Genomic DNA, 24,965 nt, shown 5'->3' with positions numbered 1-24,965 from the left:
GGAATAGCGGATATTTTAGTTTTTGTAAATAGGGAAAATTCCGATGATGGGGAAAGGAAAAAAGAAAGAATAGATAGTGTAAGCCTTATTCTCTGATCTTATTCAGTAAATGGTTGAATTGAAGTATTTCTGATTCGTCTAAATTGGAGAGCAACAAATCCAATTGCTCAATACAGTGATCCATTTGCCCTAAAAGATCCAATCCTTTTTGATTGATTTTTACGTCTTTATGCCTTCGGTCCGCAGCACTCTCGGTTCTGTCAATCAATTGTTTGTGATACAGGCGATCAACAATGCGGCTCACATCGGAATTTTTTTCAATCATTCTTTCTTTTAGTACACGAAGACAAATGGCCTTGGGATACTGACCCCTCAAAATTCGAAGTGCATTAAATTGGGTTCCAGTCAGGTCATATTCACTGACCAAATCGGCCAATTTTCCGTGAAGTTGTGCATTTGTATAATGTAAATTGACAAATGCTTTATGATATTCGTTTCGGAAGCTGGTTTTTAATTCTTCTTCAATTTTCATTGTCAGGCAAAATTTGAGCCATAAATATAGATAAAAATATGAAATGTACCTATTTGTAAAACATCCAAAATTCAGATCAAAAAAAAGGTGTCCGGGGGCAACCCCCGGAACACCTCTTAAATTTTCAAACACAAAAATATGTAGTCAATTCGAGTGATTAAGAATGAAGATTGTTTGGGTGGTTTATTATTCTTGTATTAAAAAACGGTACATCCGTTATTTTTTGTTTTCCAGAAGGTTCGTTTTTTCCTTAGCCAGCTCCACATTACATGTGATATTCACTTCTTCCCCGATCAGCATGCCGCCATTGTCCATTACGGAGTTGTATTTCAATCCCCAGTCATTTCTATTGAGGGTGCCTGTAATTTTAAACCCTGCTTTTGTATTTCCCCATGGATCCTGAATGGTTCCCAGGTGTTTAACCTCCAATTCAACCTCTTTGGTGACTCCGATCATGGTAAAATCTCCAATGAGTTTGAAGGTGTTATTCCCCATTTTTTTGACTGCCTTACTTTTAAAAGTGATCGTTGGATATTTTTCAACATCAAAGAAATCGGCGCTTTTGAGGTGACCGTCACGTTTTTCCTGATCGGTGTCCACACTTGCTGTCTGGATGGTGAATTGTGCTTTTAAGTCAGAAAAATCCTCTTTAGTGGCCCATACAGTACCATCAAACTGGTTGAAATTTCCTTCCACTTCTGAAATGACCATGTGATCTACTGAAAATCTTACATTGGTGTGTGCTTTGTCAAAAGACCAGGAAGTAGTCTGCGCACCAGCCGAAATGGTAAAAAAGAGCGCGATGATAAACAAGTTAATTCCTTTCATGATATCGTTTTTTTGTTTGGTGTAAAAATTTATGATGCAAATATAAGTCTAAACAATAAATGTTGCAACATCTAAAGAAAAAAAATAATTATTTTTTTTGCAGGCGGGCTTTTCTATCGAATGAAAGTAGGGTAGAAAACTAGCATATACGGGAGAACAGGCCAAAGGAATTTGGCTTTGTCAGAGAAGAAAACGAGGAAAGTTATTTTCCAAAAAGCTTTTGAATAAGGCTTTTGTGTTCATGGGCTGCGGCTTCTTCCGGGGAAAAACCGATAATTAGGGAAATGGATTTTTCCATTTTTTCCTGGCTTTGGATGCCTGATTTTTTTTTGACGAGAATTCCATGACGAAAATAGAGCAGGGTAGGGACTCCAAAAACTTTATATCTTTTGGCAATACTTAGATAATCTTCAGCATTTAATTGAAAGAAATCGGCCTTTTCGGCATTGGCTTGTTCGGTTGCTTTATAGATAGGATCAAAAGCGGCGCAATTGGGACAAGAGGAAGTCATAATCTCAACGAGCACCGGTTTTTCATTATGAAGTACTTTTTGATCAAAATTTTTGTTGGTCAGGAATTCCATATTAAATCAGGTCAGAAAAGGTTTAGCGGTAACTGGCAAAAAAGCTGCGCCAGCGCATTTCGAGTACCCCAAAGATGGCTTCTTTGACGATGCCTTTGGTCATTTTGGAGATTCCTTCCACCCGGTCAGTGAATGTAATAGGCACTTCAACAATCTTAAAACCCAGCATCCGGGAGGCAAATTTCATTTCGATCTGGAAAGCATAACCGATAAATTTGATCTTATCCAAATTAATGGCCTGCAATACTTTCCGGCGGTAGCAGACAAACCCTGCAGTAGGGTCTTTCACCGGCATCCAGGTAAGCAATCTGACATATAACGAGGCTCCGAAGGAGAGGAAAATTCTTTTGAATGGCCAATTTTTAACTTTACCGCCGTGTATATACCTGGAGCCTACTGCCACGTCACCGTTTTGTTCCATACAAGCAAGGTAAAGCCGGCTGAGATCGCTGGGATTGTGGGAAAAATCGGCATCCATTTCAATAAAAAAATCATAATCCCGTTCAAGCCCCCAGCGAAAACCGGCGATATAAGCCGTTCCCAGCCCAAGTTTTCCCTGTCGTTCCACCAGGAAAAGGCGGTCTGAATATATTTTTTGTAATGCTTTTACCAGGTCGGCCGTGCCATCTGGAGAATCATCGTCCACTACCAGTACATGGAATTTTTTCGGAAGGGAAAATACGGCTTCAATGATAGAAACGATATTTTCTTTTTCGTTATAGGTAGGTATTATGACAAGGCTATCAGACAAAGTTGTTGGATTTAATAACAATTTTACTTGATCACCCGGGATTTCTAAAATTCCCTCGCAATCTGGTCACCTGCCGTCCTGACAGGATCGGACCTGGAAAAATAGTTTTGAAAAAATTGGTAAACTAATCAATGACCAGTATAACGGTTCAAAGATAGATTATTTTTTAATATTCACACTTTAACTTTAAGTTGAAAATTAATTCCGTTGAGCAATGGGAATACAGGACGGTTTTCCAATGGATATTCTTTTAATTTAGTCTTTAACCTTTAACCTTTAATCTTTAATCTTTTCCCTTTTCTAAACCAGGTCTTCCTCACTCCAGTTTTTCTGGGGGTCTTTTTCCAGCTCTTTCAGATCGAGGTATTCCTCCTTTTCAGTAGTTTTTCCTCCTTTGTTGAGCATTTTATTTTCCCATTCTTTACTGCCTACCCCTTGTCGGCCAAAACCAAAGGCTTTTACATAATGGAAGGCCAGTCCGATTCCCCAGAAGAAGATGACAGGCAGCCAGTTGCGATAGGTGCCGGAAAGGGCATTGACCGCCATCATCATTACGTTGACGATGACGTAAGAGGACAGGTGCCGGTAAAATTTCACCTTTTCCTCTGCCGGGTTGAATTCGCGGGATCTTCTGTTGCTTCTGCGGGAACTTCTATCTCTCATTTTATTGTTTTTTTGAAACCAGGAAATCGGTTGTTACAAGGATTTACGTTAAGAATACTGCCTGGCTGAACTTAAAAGTGCCTGAAAAATGTACAGCAATCTACTTTTTTAGACGAATATCGGTACTTTGACGTATTGACACGAGCTTTTGAGAGATTTCTTTTGAAGGAATTCAGGCAATTTTTCAATTTGCATAGATTTAGCGTGTAACATGAGTTACTTACGTTTACACCCCCCGAAACTTGTTGTCTGCAACTTTGGTTAGCCTTTGATCGGAGCAGGTGCACCCTCAAAATGTTTGTATTTGCCGAGAAGTTTGCCGATGAATACGATTATGGGCATGATTACTTTTTTGACAAACACAGGGATTTCAGGCATATCGTATTCTTTGGAATACCTGGTCAGCAGATATGAAGCATCAAAGATTTCGGGCTGCGGGCCACCGGTTTTATTCTGGGCCTGATAAACACCGGACAGAAAAAAAGCTATGTTATCAGCAGGTTTGATCCACCCCTTCATTTTAAGTTCGCTTTCCCCGGCGTTCCAAAATTTATGGGGAACCCCTCTTTTGAACAGGACCGTTTCTCCCGGGCCGATGAATTTTTCTTCTTCCCCGGGTATTTGGTAGCCCATTTTTCCGCTCTCTACGGTTAAGCATTCATCCTGAAGTAAATGGGTGTGCATGGCCGGACCATTGCCGGGAGTTGTTGAAGCTTCCACGATGACTTTGTCGCCATCTTTTTCCTTAATAATTTCCAGGAAGCTCAGGCGCTCACCATAATTTTCAATCGTAACTGGATATTCAATTTTCATGATTTATTTTTTTGATGAATTAATATGCTGTACAAAAATAGTACATTGTACTAATTAATGCAAATTATTTTAGTACGATGTACTATTTTTTGAATGAAAAACATATCTTTGTCATATGAAAAGAAGAGACGAAATCATACTCACTGCCTTGAAAATGTTTAATGAATCCGGTATCCATAACGTAGGAGTCCGGGAAATTGCGCGTTCATTGTCGATTAGCGTGGGGAACTTATCTTATCATTTTCCCCGGAAAGAAGATATTGTAGCAGAAATATTGGTGCACCTCCGGGCCCGAAATACGGTTCAATACGAGATCTTTTTTTCAGGTGAACCAACATTGTTTGCTTATTTAACCCTTATGCGGGGTGTCTTTCTCAATCAATACAATTTTCGGGGAGTGGTCATCTCTCCACTGGACATTAAGAAGATCTATCAGAATTTGTTTGATTACGAAAAGGTTGAAAAGGAGCGAAAAGCGATGCAAAAAGATATTTTTCAAAGACTGACCAAAGCAGGGGAGTTGACGTTGAATGAAAAAGGGAGTGATTTTATGGTTTCGTTCATCTCGCTTTTTTCAAGATTTTGGATACAGGAGGCCTTTTTGAGTTATGAAAATCTTTCACGGGAAGCAGTGGTTGAAAAATACCTGTGGACCCTTAGCCAGCAACTGGCGATTTTTGCTACACCCGATGGGATGGAAGGTATTGAATTGTTTTTTGCGGAATAGAAGAGGGTTAGCCACGATTGCACGCCTATTTTTATCGTACAATCGTGGCTGAATATCCTACTCCATATCCATATTATGGAACACATTGAGCACATCTTCGTCTTCTTCCATTTTATCGATGAGCCTGATGACTTCTTCCACTTCCTCGTCGGAGAGGGAAGTCGTATGTCCCGGGACGCGAATCAATTCTGATTCTTTGACTTCAATATTTTTTTCCTCGAGTGCTTTTTGCAGTTTGCCGTAATCTTCAAAAGCGGTAAATAATTCAATGACACCGTCTTCGTCAATTTTGAGTTCCTCCAAACCAAAATCGATCAGATCCAGTTCTAGTTCTTCGGGATCCAGTCCTTCCGGGTCGAGTTTAAAGACACCTCTGCGGGTAAACATATAATCGACAGAACCTGAAGTGCCCAGTGAACCTCCGTATTTGGAGAAAATCATCCGCACATTAGCGACAGTTCGTTTATTATTATCTGTGGCGGTTTCAACAATTACGGCGATGCCATGAGGGGCATATCCTTCAAATACTACTTCTTTATAATCCTCTGCATCTTTTGAACTCGCTTTTTTGATGGCGCTTTCAATATTGGTTTTTGGCATGTTGGCTGCCTTGGCATTCTGTATAGCAATGCGCAACCTGGAATTATAATTAGGATCTACTCCACCTTCTTTTACGGCAATGGCTATCTCTCTGCCAATTTTGGTAAAAACCCTGGCCATATTGGCCCAGCGTTTCATCTTTCTTTCTTTACGAAATTCAAATGCACGTCCCATAACTTAATTTGATTTTTTATTCGCTGCAAATATAAAAAAGGAGCGACAATTATGAATTAAAAATGGCTATTTACCGTTTTGGGATTACGATTTTTCTATTTACCGTTGAGAAAACAGCTTTTGGTACGCTCAAATCGCTTCTTCCTCGCATTTATTCATCTTCAATTTTTCTCTTGTCAGGATCAGGATTTTCAGGATTTTTGGATATTCAGGATTGGGGAGTTTTTTTCATTCCCGCATCCTCACATCCTCACATCCTCACATCCTCACATCCTCACATCCTCACATCCTCGCATTAAAATATTTTACCATCAAGTTCCTGAACCTTCTTTTCCAGCCAGCCCTGGTTAAAAATAATGGGAGCATTTTTGATATCCTTTTGCAGTTTGGTCAGGGTTTGCCTCAGTTTGTCTGTATTGGTATAAGGGAGGTCAAACCGCAGTTGGGCCACTCTTTTGGTGAACCGAAAAAGATCGTAATAGGCATCCTTGCGGGTATCGGCCATCAGTTGGTTCCTTTGGAGGTATTGATAGAATGAAGCGGTAAGGGAATTCAGGGCTTCAAATTCTTCCATTTCGTAATAGGTTCTCAGCAGGAGGGCTTTGGCGCCAAGGTTGTAGCGGAGATCACTGTATTCCAGGCGCAACAATAATTCAAGTACTTTCCCGTATTCCCCGATGGCATGGTAGTATGAAGCCAGGTTAAACCTAAAGGCGTTTTCCACCGATTCGGGTCTTAATCTTTCTTTGTATTCGTAGATGAATTGACGGACCCATTCCGTTTCGTCGAGCCGGATGGCTGTGGTGACGATGTTTTTATAATGCCATTCCGAAAGATACTGGTCATCAAAGATCAATTCTTCCTTCAACTGTAATTGATACAACTGGAAAAGTTCGGAAAGGAAAGGAAGTTGGTTGCGATTGATTTGTTTGATGCAGTAATTTTGAAAATAATTATAGATGACAATGCGTTCTTCGGTTCTTAAATATTGTTCGTTTTTTCGCATAAATTCCAGCGCCTCGAAATAGAATCGTTCCTCGTCATTGAAAACCAGTTGAAAAATTTTATAATAAATAAATACGACCGGTACGCTTTCGTATTCCTTTAAATTGTCGGAGATCTCCTTCAGCACACCATCGAGCATCCTGTTGGAATAATTGCCCCGCAAAATATTAGTACGGTTGTGTACTTCTACTGCATCCTTCAGTTTTTCTGTCATATAGAAATAGTCGAGTTTACGCATTTTAAGTTCCAGGCTGGGGTCGCTTTTTCGGCCATCGGTCTGGAGGTAAAAGTTATCAGCCTCCTTTGCCAGGGCATATTGATTTTGGAGGGCAGCGCTGTCTTTTTTATCTTCCTGCTCCATTTCCTCCTGTAATTTGACGAGGGTTTTTCTGTAAACCTTCATGCATTTACGCTGGCGCAATTCCTTAAGCAACAAAAGCCTCCCTTCAAAGGTCTGTTTATTATGAGCTTCGGTGATCATAAATTGATCGAGCAGGCGCTTCGTGTAAGTGAAAATAAGAGCCAGTTGTTTAAAATCCGTACCTTTGGGAGTGTAACCCTTCCTGATCAGCGTCTCTTTAGAGCAATTCCCGGCATGGAAATCCGGGTAAATTTTACTCAGATAAGCGACCAGAATACTTACGCCTTTATGCTTGTTGAAATAGGGAGAATGAACAAAAGCTTCGAATCGGCTCATTTCTTTCCTTGAAAAGGTGGAAAGTACTTCAAATATTTTATGATTTATCATAATTTTTTACAAATTTATATTTGTTATAATAAATTGTAAATCAATTTTTTAAGTCAAAATATGTATCGCAATATTACTTGTTTTTTACAAAAAATGTATTGAAATGTAGTTTTAATTTGGTGTGCCAGGTTACATTTTTGTATCATCAAAAAATCCTAAAAGAAAAACATCCCGCTATGTTCAAATTTTCAAAGTTATTTTTCCTGTTAATATTTTTATGGGTACCCTTTTTGAATCATGCCCAGGATTGCTCCATAGATAATATCCTTGTAGAGCAATCTGATTGTGTGGACGGCTTTTTTAACGTGTTCCTTCATGTCCAGGCGACCAATCACGGTGGCGAAGGATTTAGTGTACTTGGAAACGGCCATGATTACGGGGATTTCAGTTATGAACCCAACTTCATCACTATCGGCCCCCTGGAAGGCAATGGTACCACTTCTTATGAGTTTGTGGTTATTGATAACCAATTTGGAGAATGCTCCAATTTTGTGGAAATCGGTACAGTCGATTGCGCCCCTCCGCAATGTAATATTTATGATGTGGTGCTTGATTTTCAGTCATGTACCAGTGAGGGAACGATTGGTGCCTATAATTATTTATTGAATTTTAATTATACCAATACGGGTTTCGATGGATTCGATGTATTTTTAGGAGAGCAATTTCTTGGCACTTATGCTTATGAAAACCTTCCGGTTCACCTGGTTTCTTTTGGGCCACTCAATACAGATTTTTTTACCCTTACCATTTGCGACAATGCCCTTACAGATTGCTGTGCTTCAGTTGAAGTGCCAACTCCGGTTTGCCCTCCTCTCGATTGTGGTTTTCAAGAGGTGACCTTCAATTTTGAAGGCTGTCACGATAATGGTGGTTACAATTATATTCTGAACTTCACTCCGGTGAATACCACGAATACCCATTTCGATTTCTACCTCAATAATGAGTTCTATGGATATTATTCCTATGCTGATCTGCCGATTTTCCTGGAAAATATAGGACCTTTCAACGACAACCATTTCAATATTCGGATATGCGACAATGACAATGCTGATTGTTGCTGGGACCACAATGTGGAAACGCCGAACTGCCCGGTTTCTGATAATTGTGTAATCGAAAATGTTGCGGTGCAGGCCGGTGAATGTAATGCGGATGGACTGTTTTATGTATTCCTTTCGGTACAGGGCGCTAATCTGGGCACCCAGGGCTTCAGCGTTCACGGCAACGGTCATGAGTACGGCAACTTCAGCTATGAGCCTGAGTTTGTTACCATAGGACCTCTTCAAGGCAATGGCACAACTGTTTATGAATTCATCGTCACTGACCTGGAATTTCCGGATTGTCAGAATTACGGACTTGTTGGCCCGATCGATTGCTTCCCCAATGATTGCGGTTTTCAAGAGGTGACCTTCAACTTTGAAGGCTGCCATGACAACGGCGGGTACAACTACATTCTGAACTTCACTCCGGTGAATACCACGAATACCCATTTCGATTTCTACCTCAATAATGAGTTCTATGGATATTATTCTTATGCTGATCTGCCGATTTTCCTGGAAAATATAGGACCTTTCAACGACAACCATTTCAATATTCGGATATGCGACAATGACAATCCCGATTGTTGCTGGGACCACAATGTGGAAACGCCGAACTGCGGCGGTGGAGACTGTGCCATCAACCATGTCATCGTGGAAGCGCATGACTGCAACGAAGACGGTTTTTTCTTCGTTGACCTTGAAGTCGTAGCACCCAACCACGGCAATGAAGGATTCCATGTTAATGGCAACGGCAACAATTATGGCAATTTCAGTTATGAGTTGCCTTTCATTACCCTGGGACCCTTTGCCGGCAACGGAGAGACGGTTTACGAATTTGTGGTCACCGACAACCAATTCCCTGACTGCCAGAACTATGATATTATTGGACCTATTGATTGTTCTCCAGAGGGCTGTGGCTTCCATGACATCACCATGAACTTCGAGGGTTGTAATGACAATGGTTCTTATAACTTCGCTTTGAACTTCATCCCCGTCAATACGATCAACAATTATTACCAGCTTTTTATCAATAATGAATTCCAAGGCTCTTATGCCTATGATAATCTGACCCAGTTTATAGAAGGTGTGGGTCCTTTTGAAGGAGAAAACTTCCATGTCAGGATCTGTGATAATGACCACCCGGACTGCTGTACTGATTTCTTAGTAGAAACACCGGCCTGTAACCCGGGGGGATGCAATTTCTGGGATGTGGTGGTAGAACCTCATATAACGGATTGCAATAATGATATTTTTAGTGTGGATGTCGCGTTCCATACAACCAATAACGGTCCGCTGGGATACTACATTTTTGCCAATGGGGATATTTTTGGTCCATTCAGCTATGCTTTGCCCTTTGTGACTATTGGTCCATTTGAAGGAGATGGCAGTACCGAGTATGATTTTCTCATCCTCGATATTGGTAATCCTGCCTGTTACACCTATTATGAATTCGGTACCTTTGAGTGCGATGAGGATGTCTGGCCCGGAGATACCAATACCGACAATATTGCCAATCATTTTGACCTGCTCAACATTGGTATCGCCTTTGGATCGGAAGGCCCGCAGCGTCCGGAAGCCACTACGGACTGGAATGCCATGTCAGCTTATAATTGGACTCATTTCTTTGAAGACAATAACAATTATAAACATGCGGATACCAATGGGGATGGCGTGGTAAATAATGCAGATATTGCTGCTATCCAGCAAAATTACAATCTTACGCATGGTGAAGTGGAGAATTTCACTCCGCTGGAAGGAACGGATATCGATCCGCCTGTGTACATGGATGTTCCCGAGAATCTTACTACTGGCAATCCATTTGAAATTCCTGTGATGCTGGGAACCGAAGGGGAGCCGGTGAATGATATTTACGGCATCGCTTTCAGCATTGAACTGGATCCGGAGATTATCAATGTAGCCGACCTGACGGTTTCTTTCCCGGTAAGCTGGATGGGAGAGCCAGAGGTGAATACCATAACCTTTAGCAGGCTTAACCTGGAAACCAACAGCATTGATATTGCCATCAGTCGTACCGACCAGAATAATGTTTCCGGCCACGGGCCCATCGTCATCCTGCACGGGATCATAGATGATATTGCGGGCATTCATGGAGAAATGGATTTACGGGCAACAGGGATCAATGCCATTGACTTGTCGCAAAGCCCCATTCCGCTGAACAATCCTTACAAGACAAGCGTAATCACCAAACTTAGAGACGAGGACGCCGGGTTTATCAGCCTCATGCGTGACACCTGGATTCATCCCAACCCGGCAAGTGATCTTATTACGATCATGAACAAGCAATACATTGCGGTGGAATCAGTGGCGGTTTACGATATGTCAGGGGTCCAGTTTGGCACCATCCAATACAATACGAATCAGATTTCAGTGAGTGAGCTTCCTGCAGGGCTTTATGCCTTGAAAATAAATATGGGAGGTCATGTGATCATGAAAAAAATGGTCAAGGTACAACGCTAAAAAATCGAAGCACTTTTAAGAAACGAACCGGAGCATCTATCGCTCCGGTTTGTTCTTTAAAAAGTAAATTCCCTAACTCCCTTTTTGTGTTTTTTTAGATAACGCTGACTTTCAACGAATTAGAGAGGAACTAAACCTTTGAAAAAGTGGTTATAGATAAAACCTGAAAAAAAAAATCAAAAAGTTTGGAGTTTTATTTCTAAAGCATTTATATTTGCATCGCTTTTGAAGAAAAGCCCACTTAAATGGTCCGTTCGTCTAGGGGTTAGGACGCCAGGTTTTCATCCTGGTAACACGGGTTCGATTCCCGTACGGACTACTCAATACCCAAGACATAAGCCCTTGAATATCAACGTTCAAGGGCTTTTTTTATTGATTATCAGGTGTTTATGACATCTATTTTTTTGGGTTGTATTTGGGTTTTTTTGGTCTTTTTGGGGTATATTTGGCCTAATTATTCTTAATTATTTCTTATTTCCTCAAAGAATTCTTAATTTTTCAAAGATGCAAGTAAAACCTATTCTTTGGACCTATGTACCCCGAGCTGATGGCAGTTGTAACATAAAGCTGTATGTTAATGCAAATGGTGAAAAAAAATACATAAAAACCAAATTTCACGTCTTACCTTCCGAGTTTGACAATAAAAAAGGACTTGTCAAAAAAACTCATCCTAACCATGTTCGGATCAATGCAAAAATTGGAGAACAAAAACGGATAATTGAAACCCAATTAATTGAATCCGGTGATATTAATTTGATCGGTAAAACCAAGCAAACCAGTTTTATCGACTTTCTCAACTCTTATTACAACGATATCCAAAACGGGTTTACTGATCACAAACCTAATACCGCAAAAAGTTATAAATCCCTGATCACTCGCATCAATCAGTTCAAAGATGAAAAGAAACTTAAGGATATTTCTTTTAACGATATTGATCTGGAATTTTATGATAATTTCAGAAACTTCCTTTTGGGTGGGGTAGGGTGTGGGTTGCCCGGATTTGGAAAACACATCAAAGTGATTAAAACGGTCATGAGGATTGCCGAGGATAAAGAATTGCATTCTAATGAGATTTATAAGCACCACAGATTCAAAGTCCATCAAAGTAAACCATCAAACAAGATATATCTTAACGAGGATGAAATAGAAGCGATTAAAAACGTCAATCTGGAAAGTGATGTCTGGCTGGAAAAGGAAAGGGATCGGTTTTTGGTGAGTTATTATTTCCTTATGCGGTTTGAGGATTCCAGGAACATAAAACGGGAAAGTTTTTTCGAAAAATCAGGACAACGTTATTTGAAATACAAACAGCAAAAGACCGGTCACGAATGTATAGTGCCGGTAAAATCAGAAGCCTGGGAAATACTGGAAAAAAGAGGCTTTGATATGGATTTTGGGAGCAATGCACAAAGCAATAGAAATATTAAAACGGTGTGTGCTTTGGCGAAGGTGGATGCTCAGGTGAAGCAGGGAGAAGAAAGCGGCCCCAAATGGAAATTTGTTACTACACATACAGCGAGGCGCAGTGCAGCAACAAATTTGGCCATGCAAAATATGAATATTAAAATAATTGCCGACCTGGGGGGATGGACGGACATTAGAACCTTAAGGAGTTATTTGAGAGCCTCCGGTCTGGATTCGGCTGCAGTGGCAAAAGATTTTGACTTTTTTCTATAAAAGCTTATTGCTAACAGCTATCCCAACAGTGACACCCAAAGCGATCACCATTGCAAAAATTAAATAAGATATAATTACCTGCGTGGTTGAAATTTCATTCTCCATAATTCAAATTTATTTTATTCCTAAAAGATTAAATATTCGTGCTTTTTTGACCTTCCGGGCAAGGATGGTCGGTTTTTCATTTTTAAAGGTATCTACGCCAATTAAATCGTATCTGCCGGGGTTTCCTGTCCAGCGGAGCAGATTATTAAACGTGGGGGCCAGCGTTCTTTTATTTGAGCGTCCTACATCATTTTTTATTGCTTCATCTCCTTGCAAAATTGGCTGAATGATCACGCCCAATTTTATAACATCCGATGTCGAAAATTCAACCTTATCATTTTTGGCAACTTCTAAAATGTTTTTAATGTATTTCAGATTTTGCCGTACAAAAATAAAGCCATTCGGTTCATCCTCTTTTTTCCTGAATAGAATGTGGATTTCTTTATGTAAAAGGTCGTAAGACTGGCCAGACGGTCTATTTTGCTCCTTCCTGATCTCAATGACCTTTGAATCTACTTTGTTTATTACCTGGGCAAATAAATTTCCCTGGTCCAGGCCTCCTTTTATCATTCGGCCCTTTTGCTGCATGAGGTCGAGTTTCTTCTTTCTCAGCGCCTTAAGTTTCTGATCCAGTTTTTCCGAAATAACTTCCGCCTCTTTTTGCATTTGCTCGTAACTCGGAAGATCCGGGTGAACATACCCAGGAACCTTTGGATCATTAAAACGATCCTTTAACGCCTGTTTGCTTTTCTCAACGGCTTTGATCTCTTCGTCTATGGCAAACATCTGCGCCTCGTATTCGCTTTCTCCTTGCGTTTTGTAGGCAATCCTTTTGAGGTTTAACGGTTCGTCCGGATTGAAGTCCAGGCGGTGGACCATGGCATTTATTTTGGTGATCCAGTCCGTTTTTCGGGAAATACTTTTAGTTTTAGCAAAGTTGGACAAAAGGAAGTCATACATTTCATTTTCATGGGCATCGGTGAGCTGTGAAAACATCCTGCGGGCTTCTCCCGTCCAGTCTGCAATCTTTTCCAGGTTTTGCTGGGTTGTTTTGTCGCTGTTATGATCGAGGGCAGCCAGGGCCGTTAAAACCTTTCCTATCGGCTTTAAATATGCGAGGTTAAGAATGAAATTCCAGTTTTTACCTTCCAGGCGTTTAGCTTTATTTTCCAGTTTCTTTTTGTGCATTCCTGGAATGTCAGCCCTGTATATTTTTGCCCGCTCCATTGGCGTTTCCAGCGTTCTGTTGGCGTTTGACAGTTCCTTAGCGTATTTGACGGCTTCGGCCTCACTTCCCTCAAAGCAGCGGGTTTTAACCATCTTGCGGCCTGCTTTTTCGGCTCCTTTCAGTCGGTGGTGGCCAGCTAATAAAAACCAGTTTTCTTTTTGCTTATCATACCAGATCACCACTGGGTCGAACTGGTTGGCATCGAAGTTCTCCGCAATCTCGTTGATGATCTCCTTGTTAAGTTTTTCCCGGTTTTGGAAACGTGCCGGGTCGGTGTGGATCTTATTGATGTAAAAGTTTCGAGAACATTCTTCTTTTTCCTCGGCCGGCTCTGATTTTTCATTTTCTTTTTGAATAGCCTTTACAATGACAACCAGCTCGGGCCTGTATAAAACAATGCCATAAGCTTTTACCACATTATTGGGTTCCTTTGGTTCTCCCAGGACTTTGAAAAACCAGTTTTTTAGTTTATAGTCCAGTGGGGTATTGCCGGAATCGATCAATACATGCGTTCTCGCAGATAAATTTTTATCCACCTTGCTCAGGACTTTTATTTTTTTGGAAGAAGTGGGCCATTTCTTTTTTATGAAATCCCTGACAATCTTTGCTTCTTCCGCTAAAGTTGAATTTTTTTCTTTTTGCCCTGGTTCTTTTTTTGCTGGCTTTATGGGCTCTTCTTCAACTTCTTCCATCCGCTTTTTGACCTGCTTTTCAATGGCTTCCTGCTCGGATTTGGAAAGTTCAATATCTTCTACGTTTTCGGCTGGTTCCGGTTCTTTTGCAACCGGGGTCAATTCCCCAACAATATTGGTGGCATAAAACATCGGAGTAGTATTCAAATTACGCTGCCAAACTCCGTAATAGGGTGACCAGCGAAAACCACGGGCTTTGAGTTTCTGGATAATCTCCCTGGAGGGCTTTTCATCGTGTTTGATCTGCAGGCGGTTTTGCTCAAAGTTTTCGATCACCATGCCGCCGTCGAATGTATGTTCTTTGTTGCCCTGGTCTTTTTGAACGGCCAGCTTCTTTTCTTCGCTGATCCGGCCTTTGAGCCTTTTGATGTTGGCGTTGTTATTGGTGAGCAGGTAACCCGGATATCCGATGCGTCCGGCATAATCCGGGGTCATAACCTCGACGATCTGCTTATCAGATAATTTGAGATCGGTTTTTAGCTTTTCGATCTTTTTCTCCCGACTCAAGGTCTTTGATTTGGCGATCTTATTGACGGCCTTCATGGCTTCCTGCGTAGCCAGGCGGTCATCCAGTTGTTTTTGAAGGATGTCGATGGCTCCATCCTGACCGGTCTTGACCGGCTTGAGGTGGGCGGGTTTAAGGTACTGTTTGATCTTTTTGAGCTGCAGGTTGTAATAAGACAACAGTTCATTCAATTTCTTATGCACCTGGTCCCCTTTTTTATTCATCCGGGCCGCAGGGAAATTGGATGGTCCCGCAATCATGGTACTTACCCAGCCGTGTTGGCTGTACAAATAATCGAGGTACCTCTTTTTATACCCATCCACAAAATAGCCAAACCGCTTTTCAAACTTATCTACGGCATCCCATTTGACCGCCAGGGCATGAAGTTCATCATACGCATTTTTTAAATCCTGATAATAACTTTCCTGATCACTCTTCGCCCGCCGTTCAGGAGAAAAAGAGGTGCCTCTATGGGCCTCATAAGCCGTTTGGTAAGGAATATCCGATTTTGAAAAATTGTATGGCATATTGATTTAGGTTTAAGCAAAAAACGGGCAGTCCACCCAAAGGTGAATTACCCGCTGCTTATTGTAAACTTATGAAAACTAATGTACCGCCCTTTTGATTAAGCGTTTCTTCGGTTCAATTCTTTTGTTTCCGGATTTTCTTTTACAGAATCTTTGGCCCTAAGCAATCCGATCAACACAAAAAGCGCTGAAACAATTAAGGACCATTCCGGATTGGTCAAAGGATCTGCATCAAACATTGATTGAAGCTGGCCGGCCAGCAAGGAAACAAAGGCCAGTATCCCGGCGATTGTTGTGTTTTTATCTTTAGTGAACATAGTGTGAGTGGTTTTGAATTTTATAAATCGATTTACTTCAATTGCGTCAGGATCGGAATATCTTCAAATCTTACATTTTCGGAAATCTTTAGATCTTCTCCAAACCGGGTAAATGTGCGGCCTTTTTCATCCGTCACGGTAATCTGTTTGATGCCTACTTTATAAACATCCTGTTTTTCGTTGGCGTGTCGGTGGTAAAACCTTGCGGTCCATTCTGCTGCGTCGTAAACGTCGGCCTTCTTGTCTGAGAACGTCAATCCCGTTCGTCCGAAAAAGGTATTCGCAAGATTAACGGCCTCATCATAGGTTAATTCTGCCAAGCGGTTGGAAGTGATATTTAAAACCAGATCCACCATGATAGGGCGCTGATCGTTGAAGGAACCAATACCCCAAACCATTTTCAGATCATTAACCGGAAGGGTAATGATGCGTTCCTTTTTAATCACAATGCTATCCTGGCCTGGATCTTCCGGGTCGTCGGGTTCATCACCAATTTTTTCAGGAATATTATCGAGTAGGTTGCCAATGGGGGTACTTCCGTAGCCTGTAAAAATATCCTTACCTGCAGGGGGAAGATCATTGGCGTTTTTTCTTACATGAGAAACAATTTCCAAAGGGGTGTTTTGACTGTGGTATGACCCTGTTATGGCCAGACAAGCGACTTCTTCCGGTGTTGCCATCGAGGTACCGGAAAGAAAGGCAAAACTGCCATTTTTATAGGTGCTGTAAATATTAGAACCCGGGGCCACGAATTCCAACGCTTCCCCGTATTGGGAATAAGGTGCCCGGCTCACTTCCCCCTTTTCATTCTGTTGCAAGGCCCCGACGGCAATAACATTTTTGATGGAGGCCGGATTGGATACCTGACTGCTGCCATTATTTCCGGAAGCGGCGCATACGATAATACCCTTTTTTTCGGCTTCCGCATAAAGGGGAACCAATTCCTCAATCAGCTGCGATCATCCCCAGGAGTTGTTGAAAATCACCAGCCATCCATTGTCCACATATACCTGGACTTTATTGAGAATATCCTTTACACCTGCAATGATTTCGGGTTTATCGCCCCATCCCTGGTTGTGCAATATTTTGGCCGGGAGAAGTTTCACATAACCTTCATCGATCAAAACCTGCAAAAGCCCGATATTGGTAAAATCGGAAGCCATAATTCCCGCTACATGGGTGGCGTGGCCATGCTCATCCGCCAGGGGTTCACCCGTGTATGAATATCCTTTCAGGGCTGCCTTTAAAAGTGAGGGATGCGTCAATTCCCCGGCGGTGTCAAAGATGACGATCAGGACCTTCCTTTTATCTTTTTTTGCCTTGATTTTGTCCCTGTATTGGTCAAATTCCAGGTATTTTATCCCCCAGTTTTCAATGGCTGTCGGATCATTATCAAAGGTTTGTAAAAGCGGGATGGTAGCCTCCGGGTCTAATACTACGTCATGCTTTTCCTCAAGGCGTTCCACCTTTTTGGACTGGCGTTTAATTTGACGTTCGTAACTTCGGGGAATTTCGATTTCCTGGGAAAATAACTGAACCGTAAAAAGCACGGTCATCAAAATGATCAAAAAGCGTTTCATAATTGTTTTTTAATTAAAATTCAGTAAAAGATATGTGTATATTTTTATACTCTAATGTTTCAGAATATGTTGATTTAAGAGAAAACTTAAATATTGTACTGGTAGATAAATTACGTACTACTTTATTGAAACTTAGAGTTTGCCAGGAACTTTCTGTGTTTGGAGAAATTACAAATTCTCCAGTGGTGGTAGAGATTGTACCACCCTGCCATAGATCAAAAACTACTTCTGTCAATTTAGAAGAAGTTTTAATATTCATAGAAATATTAATAAGAAAATTTTTTCCACTTGCGCCTGTGTATGTAAGTTCTCCGGTTCCAGAATTATAAGAAAAACCATTTAATTCTGACGCATTTAAACCATATCCACCAACTAAAAATTTATATGAACCACCCGTGAAACTATCGCCGGTAGAGGTATTACCCTTATCCAGTTGTGCGTGATAATGTGTTAAAGTTGTAGGGGTTGGAAATGCTTGTTTATATAAATTTCCAGTATGATCATCATAGGTAACTACCCAGCTTTGTGTTGAAGTTTGCAATAGGGTTGCAGAAGTTCCCGGGTTCCCTATTCGATAATCAGCTGCGGAAGACTGAATCCTGGCTATATTTGAACCATCCACTGCAAAAAATGTCGTTCCGGGAGTATTGATCAGGGAGGCAAAACCTCCTTTTACACTGGCGGTGGCCGCCGTCAGAACCCCATAAACAGAAGGGCCAATTTCGCCAATATTTCCATTTGATCCCAGGTCATCATCAAGGATGTACATTCCGGCTTTTCCTGAGAGCGTAGAGTTATTAAAAAGTTCAAAATACTGATCCGCGTTATCAGGATCCAGGTATCTGAAACGGCTGGCGTTGCTGCCGAATTGAATGCTTCTTATCGTTGCTGCCGGTAAGCTGCCATTGGCATTATAAATATTAGTATTGCCATCCTGGAGTCCTGAAAGATCCACGCTGTTTCCGTCTTCTATTGATAAAGTTGTGCCGACTAGATTCAGGGTTTGATCATCGGTGCCGGTGCCATCCTGGAGTCCTGAAAGATCCACGCTGTTTCCGTCTTCTATGGATAAAGTTGTGCCGACCAGGTTGAGGGTTTGGTCATCCGTGCCGGTGCCATCCTGGAGTCCTGAAAGATCTACACTGTTGCCGTCTTCTATGGATAAAGTTGTGCCGACCAGGTTGAGGGTTTGGTCATCGGTATTGTCCAGGTATCCGCTAAGATTTACGCTTCCGCCGTCTTCAAGTGTCAGGATATTGCTGGCCAGGCTCAGCTGCTGGTCGTCGGTTCCTGTACCATCCTGCAATCCGGATAGGTCCACGCTGTTGCCGTCCTCGATGGAAAGGGTTGTTCCTGCCAGACCCAGAGTCTGGTCATCCGTTCCGGTGCCATCCTGTAATCCAGACAGATCCACGCTATTGCCGTCCTCGATGGATAAGGTTGTGCCCACCAGGTTGAGGGTTTGATCATCCGTCCCGGTGCCATCTTGCAATCCGGATAGATCCACGCTGTTGCCATCTTCGATGGATAAGGTTGTGCCGACCAGGTTGATGGTCTGGTTATCGGTACCGGTACCGTCCTGCAATCCGGACAGATCCACACTATTGCCGTCTTCAATAGACAGAGTCGTTCCGGCCAGGCTCAGGGTCTGATCGTCCGTATTCAAGAATCCAGACAGGATTACGCTGTTACCGTTTTCGATACTCAATGTATCGCCCACCAGATTAATAGTCTGATCATCCGTGCCGGTTCCATCCTGAATAAAGGACAGATTAACGCTGTTGCCATTCTCGATACTGAGGGTTGTACCGGTAAGCCCAAGGGTCTGGTCATCGGTGCCAGTGCCATCTTGTACAGAAGATAGATTGACGCTGTTGCCATTCTCGATGGAAAGGGTTGTACCGACCAGGTTGAGGGTCTGATCATCCGTACCGGTTCCATCCTGCAAGACCGAAAGATTGACGCTTCCCCCGTTTTCAAGGGTTAGGGTCGTTCCGGCCAGGCTTAGCACCTGGTCATCGGTCCCGGTCCCATCCTGCAGGACCGAAAGATTGACGCTTCCCCCGTTTTCAAGGGTCAGGGTCGTTCCGGCCAGGCTTAGCACCTGGTCATCGGTCCCGGTTCCATCCTGCAGGGAGGAAAGATTGACGCTGTTGCCGTTCTCGATGGATAAGGTAGTCCCGGCGAAAGACAAAATTTGATCGTCCGTGCCTCCGTTATCGATCAATACCCATTTGCTTTGGATTCTGTCCCAGGTATATGGCCGGCCATTATTCACCACCACGGCCATTTCCGCCGCATAGGCTATATTCGGCACAAAGGCATTCATTTGGGTGGTGTCCGCAAAATAAATTATGCCCGTTCCTTTGATGATCGTTTGGGATGAAGCTGCCCAGGAGAACAACAGGAAAATGGCTATCCAAAGCCATTTGTCGCTATCTTTAAAGAAGTTCATTTTTATAGTCATGTTGAATTTAAATTAATCTTTGAGCCAATAATCCGCTAAAACCGCTTGCTGCCGATCGGACATAAATACCGCCGATGGGCACCCCTCCGGATGCGGCCGCCGCATCATCGTCATAAACATCATAGGGTCCTGCACTGCCTCCGCCTCCGCCTCCGACGTTATTGCCAAGCCATTCAAGAATCTCCACGAGAGTGGCCAGCTCGTCCACTCCTTCCAGACCAAAAACAGGATCTTTATAAGCTCCGCGCATGAGGCCAATAAAGTTCAAATCTGTGATGCCGCTTAAATCAGCCATTTCGTTCCTTTTTAATTTTCAATTCGTGTATTTCCTGTTCACGTTTTTCACGGTTCAATGCCGTCCTGATTTTTATTCCGTGTAGCACGATCGAGGCAACGATCATCGCCACGGAAAGCACAATTCCGGCTGCAGTTTCAAAATGCTCCATGATCCAATAAGTTGCCGAGCCACTGTATCCTAATAATGTGGCCCTTTCTGCGAAATAATTCTTCAACATCGCCTCTATCGTTTATTTTGCTCTCGTTATGCCGATGATCACAATAATCAACACCAAAAGCATGGCGCCGATAATGATATCAACGGTGTAGTCATTGCGCTGGAAGTCCCGGGGACTGAGCCAGTCCGGGAGCCTCCCAAATTTAGATTCCCGCCTTCCTTCAATGAGGGCCACGACTCCTCCGAAAATATCAGATACTGCATTTGCTATCGCGCTAACGGGTTCCATTTACTTCATTTTTATATAAATCAAAGCGGCCAATGCCAATAGTAAGATGGCAGCTACTATGATGATTAAATCTTTGTATTTTTCAGGTTTTGCGTCTTCCCTTGCCCGGTCATCCAGCGGATCGAAATAATCTTCAATCGTAGTATTGTCTCCAGTGCATGGATCGTATCCATAAGCCGCAAAAATGATCTGCTGATCTATCCAGTTACCCGAGCACAAAAAATCATCTTTGGTTAAGCCAGAATTTGCCTTGCAGGCATTTTTACATGACCTTTCAATGTCGGGTTGAGCTCCAAACCATCCTTTGCAACGTTCTTTGCAGTCCTGTGTTCTGCACCATTTTCCGCCTAAACAAAATCCCATCAGCTCACAATTTTGATTAATAAAATAAGGATCAATAAAAGGATCAAGGCATAAAGCCATACAGGAATGTCGCAAACCTTGTCCATGGAATCAGGTAGATATGATTTACAATCGCCCCACATTCCACCGAGGGGAAGACCCCAATCTCCTCCCATTAATCCGCCTATTTTTGTTTCCATATCATCCGTTATGTTTGCATTGTCACCATCAGCATTGATATACCCTCCAGTTGCGTTATCCCAGGTGTAATTTTCAGCCATTTCAAAGGCTTTTTTTATCCTTTTTTCAGTAATCTTATTGCCGTCAATAGCGTAAAAGCCCAATCCACCATCTGGATCATAAAATACAAGGGCGGGAAAATGTTTTAATTTGAAATATTCTACGACTGGACTTATTTCCTGGCTTCTGCCAGGCAGGGCAAAGGCATCAACTAAATTTACATTTGTTTGAGCTGATTGATAAGCAGATGTAATTTTATTACATATTGATGAATAGGTAGGATTTTGGCAACTACTGTTACCTTGAAGGACTGATACATCATTGATAACCCAAACTTCTATATTTTGCATGATTCCATACTTTTTTGGTCATGCCATAGGATACACCATTTCAATGATTTTGTCCATGTTGGTGTTGTCGCCCGGACATGATGTACTTTTATGATCGTAATGGGCGGAAATGGCCAAACTCCGGCCTAATCTCCTGTTTACGTATTTTATTGTTTTGGCCACTGCTTTCAGGGCCTTTTCAGTCGGCACCTCTTCGTTAAAGTTGCCAATCAGGCAAATGCCGATAGTATTGTAATTACAACCGCCACACTGATAACTTACCGTTTCCAATTCGTTTACCTGGTAAATGGTCCCGTTTGGTTTTATCATAAAATGATAAGAAATTCCGGGGCATCCATCGTCACAAATATGATTGCCGGGTTCAACGTGATATTTTGCAATGCTTTCAATCGTTGTACTTTTGCTATCTGTGCCCGTGTGATGAACCACGGCCTCCGTTATCACAGTTAAACTCCTTTTGTCAAATTGTTTTGTCGGGTGTTTTGGCAGGAATTTGGTGATATTTTTGATACCAATTCCAAGGTTGTAGTACACCACGACCGACAGTAAGACAATGACCAGGACAAAGAATAATATTTTCGGATTAAGTTTCAATTGGAGTTAGGTCTTGGTCATCATTGCAACTGCATTTCTTTTTACTCAGGGTTTTTACTGCCACAATTATGCTTAATACTGCAGCGATAACAAAAAGCACCTGGACCACTTTATTACTTGTCAAATTTGATAAACTCATGACAGTTTAAATTTTACTTTTGAAAAAAAATCAATTAAGGGGCATCTTGGCCCCTCAACTACTCCGGCTCATCGCTGGCTTCTGGATCCTCGCCTCCTGATAGGTCGCCGCTGGGTTCATCTGTTTCTAAAAGGCTGATCTCAGGACCTTCTTCGAGTACCTGGATATTGCCGGATTGTTTTTCTACCAGGTTCTTCATCACTCCTCCGTCCACAATTACATTTGACCCGGCACCGATTAGTTGGCCCGTTATGGTATCCGTTCCGCCGAGTTCCGCATATTTTACGAATTCGGTGATTGACACTACATTTCCACCGGAAGTCAGGACCATGCCCTGGTTAGCTCCCTGGTAAATTTCTTCAATCGCATCGGTTCCGCCATCGTCGATGTCCTGGACGAATGCGGCAATGGACTGCGTTGTTCCGCTTCCTTTGATTTTGAAATAATCCTGATAAGCACCGGAACCAAATTTTTCGATTGCCATAATGATAATTTTTTAAAATGAATCACAAGCCAGCTCCCCCTGTACCACCTCCCACCTGGGAAGTCCGTTAGGGCTATTGTAATAGGCTGTGATCTGGTTTTTGTAATACTTTCCAGCTCCTTCCGACGGATATACATCGATAGACTTAAAAAATCCGCTGACTATATTGCCAAATTTTGGATCGGAAGAACCGAAGATACTTTTTGCAATATTCCCGATTATTCCGCCCGGAATGTTGTCTTCCATCCACCTGACCTTGAACTTTTCGCGGTTCACTTTAATGCAGGTATTTCCGGCGTCGTCGCTGCCTTCTTTCTGAGGTTTCAAAAAATACCAAAGCAGTAAACCAAGCCCTAAAACACCTATTCCACCGACAAAAATGCTTTTCATCGTTTAGCGAATTTTGGAATAAATCAAAAGAGCCAGCACCAGACCGACAAAAATGGCACCTGCGAGCCATAAGGCACTGACCGGATCGAAGGCCACATTTACGGTGAATTTTACCTTGCCGTTTTCGATGGTGAATAAGTCTTCCAACATGATCTATTCTTTTTTTGAATGAATGTTATTCCCCTGCCGGCAGGTTTTTGGCATATCTCTTTTCGAGAAGGACATCACCAGCGTAAAAGGCCGCTGTAATGACTGCAAACAAAAGGATGAACTGTACTGCCCAATGCAAATTTTTCATTGTATAAATTTTTTTAATCCGAATCCCTACCGAGTAGCTGATCTACATCAAAGGCCCGGATGAAGATTATTAGAATAATGGCAATAATGCCAATGATATACCAGTTTAGCGTTATTCTCATGCCCTTAAAGTTTGATAAAACGGTATTTGACGGCCAGGATAAACAACACGATCAATGCCAGGGAAATCCCTGCCGCAATCCAATAGGTGCGTTTCTCCGTGGTGCCGTTGACAAATTTCTTCCAGTCCCAGCCCTGATTGTTTTCGATTTGTGATCCGGCTGCAATGGCTTCAACGGTTTCCTTACCAGGAACCTCTGAGGTGGCTGCATATCCTTTATTGGCATTTAACTGCCTGATCGCTGAGTTTTTTACAGAAAGATTATTGTTCATTCTATTACTTTTTGAACATGAAAACAATCAACAAAACGACTACAATCCCCAGCAAGACATACATAATGGTATTGTTTTGCGCTGGTTGACCAGATGGCGGATAGCCGCTATTTTGACGGCAAGTTTCCGGTTTTATCATACATAAAATACTTTTGCCGAAATCTGTTGCTTCATCTCCATGGTCCCCCCACCAGTCCCAAAAACCGGAAGGAGCATCCGCAGGGGAAGAAAATCCGCCACCTGTGTCAATTGTATCGCCTTGACCTTCCCACGGGTTGTAATACCCTGAGTAGGTTGGATTATTTTGTAAAAGCATATCGCTTTTTTTTCGATTTATGCAATCGGATTACTTGATACGTCCCAGTTCTGCCTTTTGGTAGAATCCCCAGGTGATCTTGATACCAGGTTCCTGGACATATACAAATGCGGTCCTGTTGCCTACGGTGAAAGGGAAAGAAAAGGTATTGATACCCTTCTGATACTGCCCTTCGTGGATACCCATTCCCGGATGGATGGTTTGAAGCAACCTCGGACGACTGCCCTTGGTGGATTCGTGGATCTCGATTGGGTGACCGAATTGGGTCATGGCCACGTTTTCATCATCAATCCTTTGCTGGATGGTGTCGAAGTAACTTCCGTTGCTTGATCCAAGGTCGTTCAGGATGAACTGATAAACCGCGGTATTCCCTACGATCTTGATGAGTGGGTTCATGGCAAAACTATTGGCCAGTTGATAGCCCATTGAGGCATCAAACAAAACAACAGTCACAGGGGCCAAAATACCGGCATCGGTAGTATCTACCGTCAGGGAGATATAAGGATCGGCAGGTACGGAAGGACCAACCTCCTTAGAGACGGGTACGACCGTCGGGCTGTTGATCATTTGAATATTTGCAGGAACTTTATTTACTCGCCTTGCAACTCTTTGATTGTACATACGAATTGTATTTTATGAAAAATCGTTTGCGTAATAAAACACAATGTTAAATTACATCCTCGGGCAAAGCGATAGAAGG

General features: G+C 42.3%; 28 protein-coding genes and 1 tRNA gene. 4 read left to right on the top strand and 25 right to left on the bottom strand.

The window, feature by feature from the left end; translation table 11 throughout:
- Positions 1-85: 85 nt before the first annotated feature.
- The 6 genes from H6571_19385 to H6571_19360 form a co-directional block, all read right to left on the bottom strand.
- On the bottom strand, positions 86-532 hold the full coding sequence (locus tag H6571_19385) for a MarR family transcriptional regulator (protein ID MCB9325910.1): 447 nt from the start codon (positions 530-532) through the stop codon (positions 86-88).
- A gap of 216 nt (positions 533-748) precedes the next feature.
- Positions 749-1,360 carry a YceI family protein gene (locus H6571_19380; protein ID MCB9325909.1) on the bottom strand — a complete coding sequence of 204 codons (612 nt, stop codon included), beginning with the start codon at positions 1,358-1,360 and terminating at the stop codon, positions 749-751.
- A gap of 202 nt (positions 1,361-1,562) precedes the next feature.
- Positions 1,563-1,943: a thioredoxin family protein gene (locus H6571_19375; GenBank protein MCB9325908.1), complete on the bottom strand. Its 381-nt coding sequence runs from the start codon at positions 1,941-1,943 to the stop codon at positions 1,563-1,565.
- Between the two features lie 22 nt (positions 1,944-1,965).
- Complete coding sequence (locus tag H6571_19370; protein ID MCB9325907.1) at positions 1,966-2,694, bottom strand: polyprenol monophosphomannose synthase; 729 nt, start codon at positions 2,692-2,694, stop codon at positions 1,966-1,968.
- A 300-nt stretch (positions 2,695-2,994) separates the two neighbouring features.
- Positions 2,995-3,357: a 2TM domain-containing protein gene (locus tag H6571_19365; GenBank protein MCB9325906.1), complete on the bottom strand. Its 363-nt coding sequence runs from the start codon at positions 3,355-3,357 to the stop codon at positions 2,995-2,997.
- Positions 3,358-3,618: 261 nt separating this feature from the next.
- Positions 3,619-4,170 (bottom strand): cupin domain-containing protein, encoded by a 552-nt coding sequence (locus H6571_19360; GenBank protein MCB9325905.1) that lies wholly within the window; start codon positions 4,168-4,170, stop codon positions 3,619-3,621.
- A gap of 115 nt (positions 4,171-4,285) precedes the next feature.
- On the opposite strand from H6571_19360, the gene H6571_19355 reads away from it, so the two are divergent.
- Complete coding sequence (locus H6571_19355) at positions 4,286-4,897, top strand: TetR/AcrR family transcriptional regulator (protein ID MCB9325904.1); 612 nt, start codon at positions 4,286-4,288, stop codon at positions 4,895-4,897.
- Positions 4,898-4,954: 57 nt separating this feature from the next.
- On the opposite strand, the gene H6571_19350 is transcribed toward H6571_19355, so the two are convergent.
- Both H6571_19350 and H6571_19345 read right to left on the bottom strand, forming a co-directional pair.
- On the bottom strand, positions 4,955-5,671 hold the full coding sequence (locus tag H6571_19350; GenBank protein ID MCB9325903.1) for a YebC/PmpR family DNA-binding transcriptional regulator: 717 nt from the start codon (positions 5,669-5,671) through the stop codon (positions 4,955-4,957).
- A gap of 295 nt (positions 5,672-5,966) precedes the next feature.
- Complete coding sequence (locus tag H6571_19345; GenBank protein MCB9325902.1) at positions 5,967-7,424, bottom strand: hypothetical protein; 1,458 nt, start codon at positions 7,422-7,424, stop codon at positions 5,967-5,969.
- A gap of 176 nt (positions 7,425-7,600) precedes the next feature.
- Here H6571_19345 and H6571_19340 point away from each other — a divergent pair, with 176 nt between their 5' ends.
- The 3 genes from H6571_19340 (at position 7,601) to H6571_19330 (ending at position 12,616) form a co-directional block, all read left to right on the top strand.
- The gene (locus H6571_19340; protein MCB9325901.1) at positions 7,601-10,939 is read left to right on the top strand and encodes a T9SS type A sorting domain-containing protein; all 3,339 of its coding nucleotides are present in this window, start codon (positions 7,601-7,603) and stop codon (positions 10,937-10,939) included.
- A gap of 247 nt (positions 10,940-11,186) precedes the next feature.
- Positions 11,187-11,258: transfer RNA gene (locus H6571_19335), tRNA-Glu, on the top strand.
- A 185-nt stretch (positions 11,259-11,443) separates the two neighbouring features.
- On the top strand, positions 11,444-12,616 hold the full coding sequence (locus H6571_19330) for a tyrosine-type recombinase/integrase (protein ID MCB9325900.1): 1,173 nt from the start codon (positions 11,444-11,446) through the stop codon (positions 12,614-12,616).
- 114 nt (positions 12,617-12,730) lie between these two features.
- Here the strand turns inward: H6571_19330 and H6571_19325 are convergent, their stop codons facing one another.
- The 17 genes from H6571_19325 to H6571_19245 all read right to left on the bottom strand — a co-directional run bounded on the left by H6571_19325 (position 12,731) and on the right by H6571_19245 (position 24,886).
- Complete coding sequence (locus tag H6571_19325; GenBank protein ID MCB9325899.1) at positions 12,731-15,613, bottom strand: ParB N-terminal domain-containing protein; 2,883 nt, start codon at positions 15,611-15,613, stop codon at positions 12,731-12,733.
- A 98-nt stretch (positions 15,614-15,711) separates the two neighbouring features.
- Complete coding sequence (locus tag H6571_19320; protein ID MCB9325898.1) at positions 15,712-15,930, bottom strand: hypothetical protein; 219 nt, start codon at positions 15,928-15,930, stop codon at positions 15,712-15,714.
- A gap of 32 nt (positions 15,931-15,962) precedes the next feature.
- Positions 15,963-16,871, bottom strand: coding sequence for a S8 family serine peptidase (locus H6571_19315; GenBank protein MCB9325897.1), 909 nt, complete (start codon positions 16,869-16,871; stop codon positions 15,963-15,965).
- Between the two features lie 18 nt (positions 16,872-16,889).
- Positions 16,890-17,510: a hypothetical protein gene (locus H6571_19310; GenBank protein ID MCB9325896.1), complete on the bottom strand. Its 621-nt coding sequence runs from the start codon at positions 17,508-17,510 to the stop codon at positions 16,890-16,892.
- A 13-nt stretch (positions 17,511-17,523) separates the two neighbouring features.
- Positions 17,524-19,965: a hypothetical protein gene (locus H6571_19305; protein ID MCB9325895.1), complete on the bottom strand. Its 2,442-nt coding sequence runs from the start codon at positions 19,963-19,965 to the stop codon at positions 17,524-17,526.
- Between the two features lie 19 nt (positions 19,966-19,984).
- Positions 19,985-20,272 carry a hypothetical protein gene (locus H6571_19300; GenBank protein MCB9325894.1) on the bottom strand — a complete coding sequence of 96 codons (288 nt, stop codon included), beginning with the start codon at positions 20,270-20,272 and terminating at the stop codon, positions 19,985-19,987.
- Complete coding sequence (locus H6571_19295) at positions 20,265-20,492, bottom strand: hypothetical protein (protein MCB9325893.1); 228 nt, start codon at positions 20,490-20,492, stop codon at positions 20,265-20,267. Before H6571_19295 ends, H6571_19300 begins: the two co-directional genes overlap by 8 nt.
- A gap of 12 nt (positions 20,493-20,504) precedes the next feature.
- Entirely contained in the window at positions 20,505-20,720 is a 216-nt protein-coding gene (locus H6571_19290; protein MCB9325892.1) for a hypothetical protein, read from the bottom strand.
- Positions 20,721-21,083 carry a hypothetical protein gene (locus tag H6571_19285; protein ID MCB9325891.1) on the bottom strand — a complete coding sequence of 121 codons (363 nt, stop codon included), beginning with the start codon at positions 21,081-21,083 and terminating at the stop codon, positions 20,721-20,723.
- The gene (locus H6571_19280; GenBank protein MCB9325890.1) at positions 21,083-21,652 is read right to left on the bottom strand and encodes a hypothetical protein; all 570 of its coding nucleotides are present in this window, start codon (positions 21,650-21,652) and stop codon (positions 21,083-21,085) included. Before H6571_19280 ends, H6571_19285 begins: the two co-directional genes overlap by 1 nt.
- An 18-nt stretch (positions 21,653-21,670) precedes the next feature.
- A complete protein-coding gene (locus H6571_19275; protein MCB9325889.1) occupies positions 21,671-22,246 on the bottom strand; it encodes an N-acetylmuramoyl-L-alanine amidase in 576 nt (191 codons plus the stop codon).
- A 197-nt stretch (positions 22,247-22,443) separates the two neighbouring features.
- Positions 22,444-22,869 (bottom strand): hypothetical protein, encoded by a 426-nt coding sequence (locus H6571_19270; GenBank protein ID MCB9325888.1) that lies wholly within the window; start codon positions 22,867-22,869, stop codon positions 22,444-22,446.
- A 12-nt stretch (positions 22,870-22,881) separates the two neighbouring features.
- Positions 22,882-23,259: a hypothetical protein gene (locus H6571_19265; GenBank protein ID MCB9325887.1), complete on the bottom strand. Its 378-nt coding sequence runs from the start codon at positions 23,257-23,259 to the stop codon at positions 22,882-22,884.
- A gap of 3 nt (positions 23,260-23,262) precedes the next feature.
- On the bottom strand, positions 23,263-23,409 hold the full coding sequence (locus H6571_19260) for a hypothetical protein (GenBank protein ID MCB9325886.1): 147 nt from the start codon (positions 23,407-23,409) through the stop codon (positions 23,263-23,265).
- Between the two features lie 273 nt (positions 23,410-23,682).
- Complete coding sequence (locus tag H6571_19255; protein ID MCB9325885.1) at positions 23,683-23,949, bottom strand: hypothetical protein; 267 nt, start codon at positions 23,947-23,949, stop codon at positions 23,683-23,685.
- A 4-nt stretch (positions 23,950-23,953) separates the two neighbouring features.
- A complete protein-coding gene (locus H6571_19250; GenBank protein ID MCB9325884.1) occupies positions 23,954-24,265 on the bottom strand; it encodes a hypothetical protein in 312 nt (103 codons plus the stop codon).
- A 30-nt stretch (positions 24,266-24,295) separates the two neighbouring features.
- Positions 24,296-24,886, bottom strand: coding sequence for a hypothetical protein (locus H6571_19245; GenBank protein MCB9325883.1), 591 nt, complete (start codon positions 24,884-24,886; stop codon positions 24,296-24,298).
- Positions 24,887-24,965 lie beyond the last annotated feature (79 nt).

This window comes from Lewinellaceae bacterium, assembly GCA_020636105.1.
GTDB lineage: Bacteria > Bacteroidota > Bacteroidia > Chitinophagales > Saprospiraceae > BCD1.
This window is presented reverse-complemented; position numbering and strand designations above follow the sequence as displayed.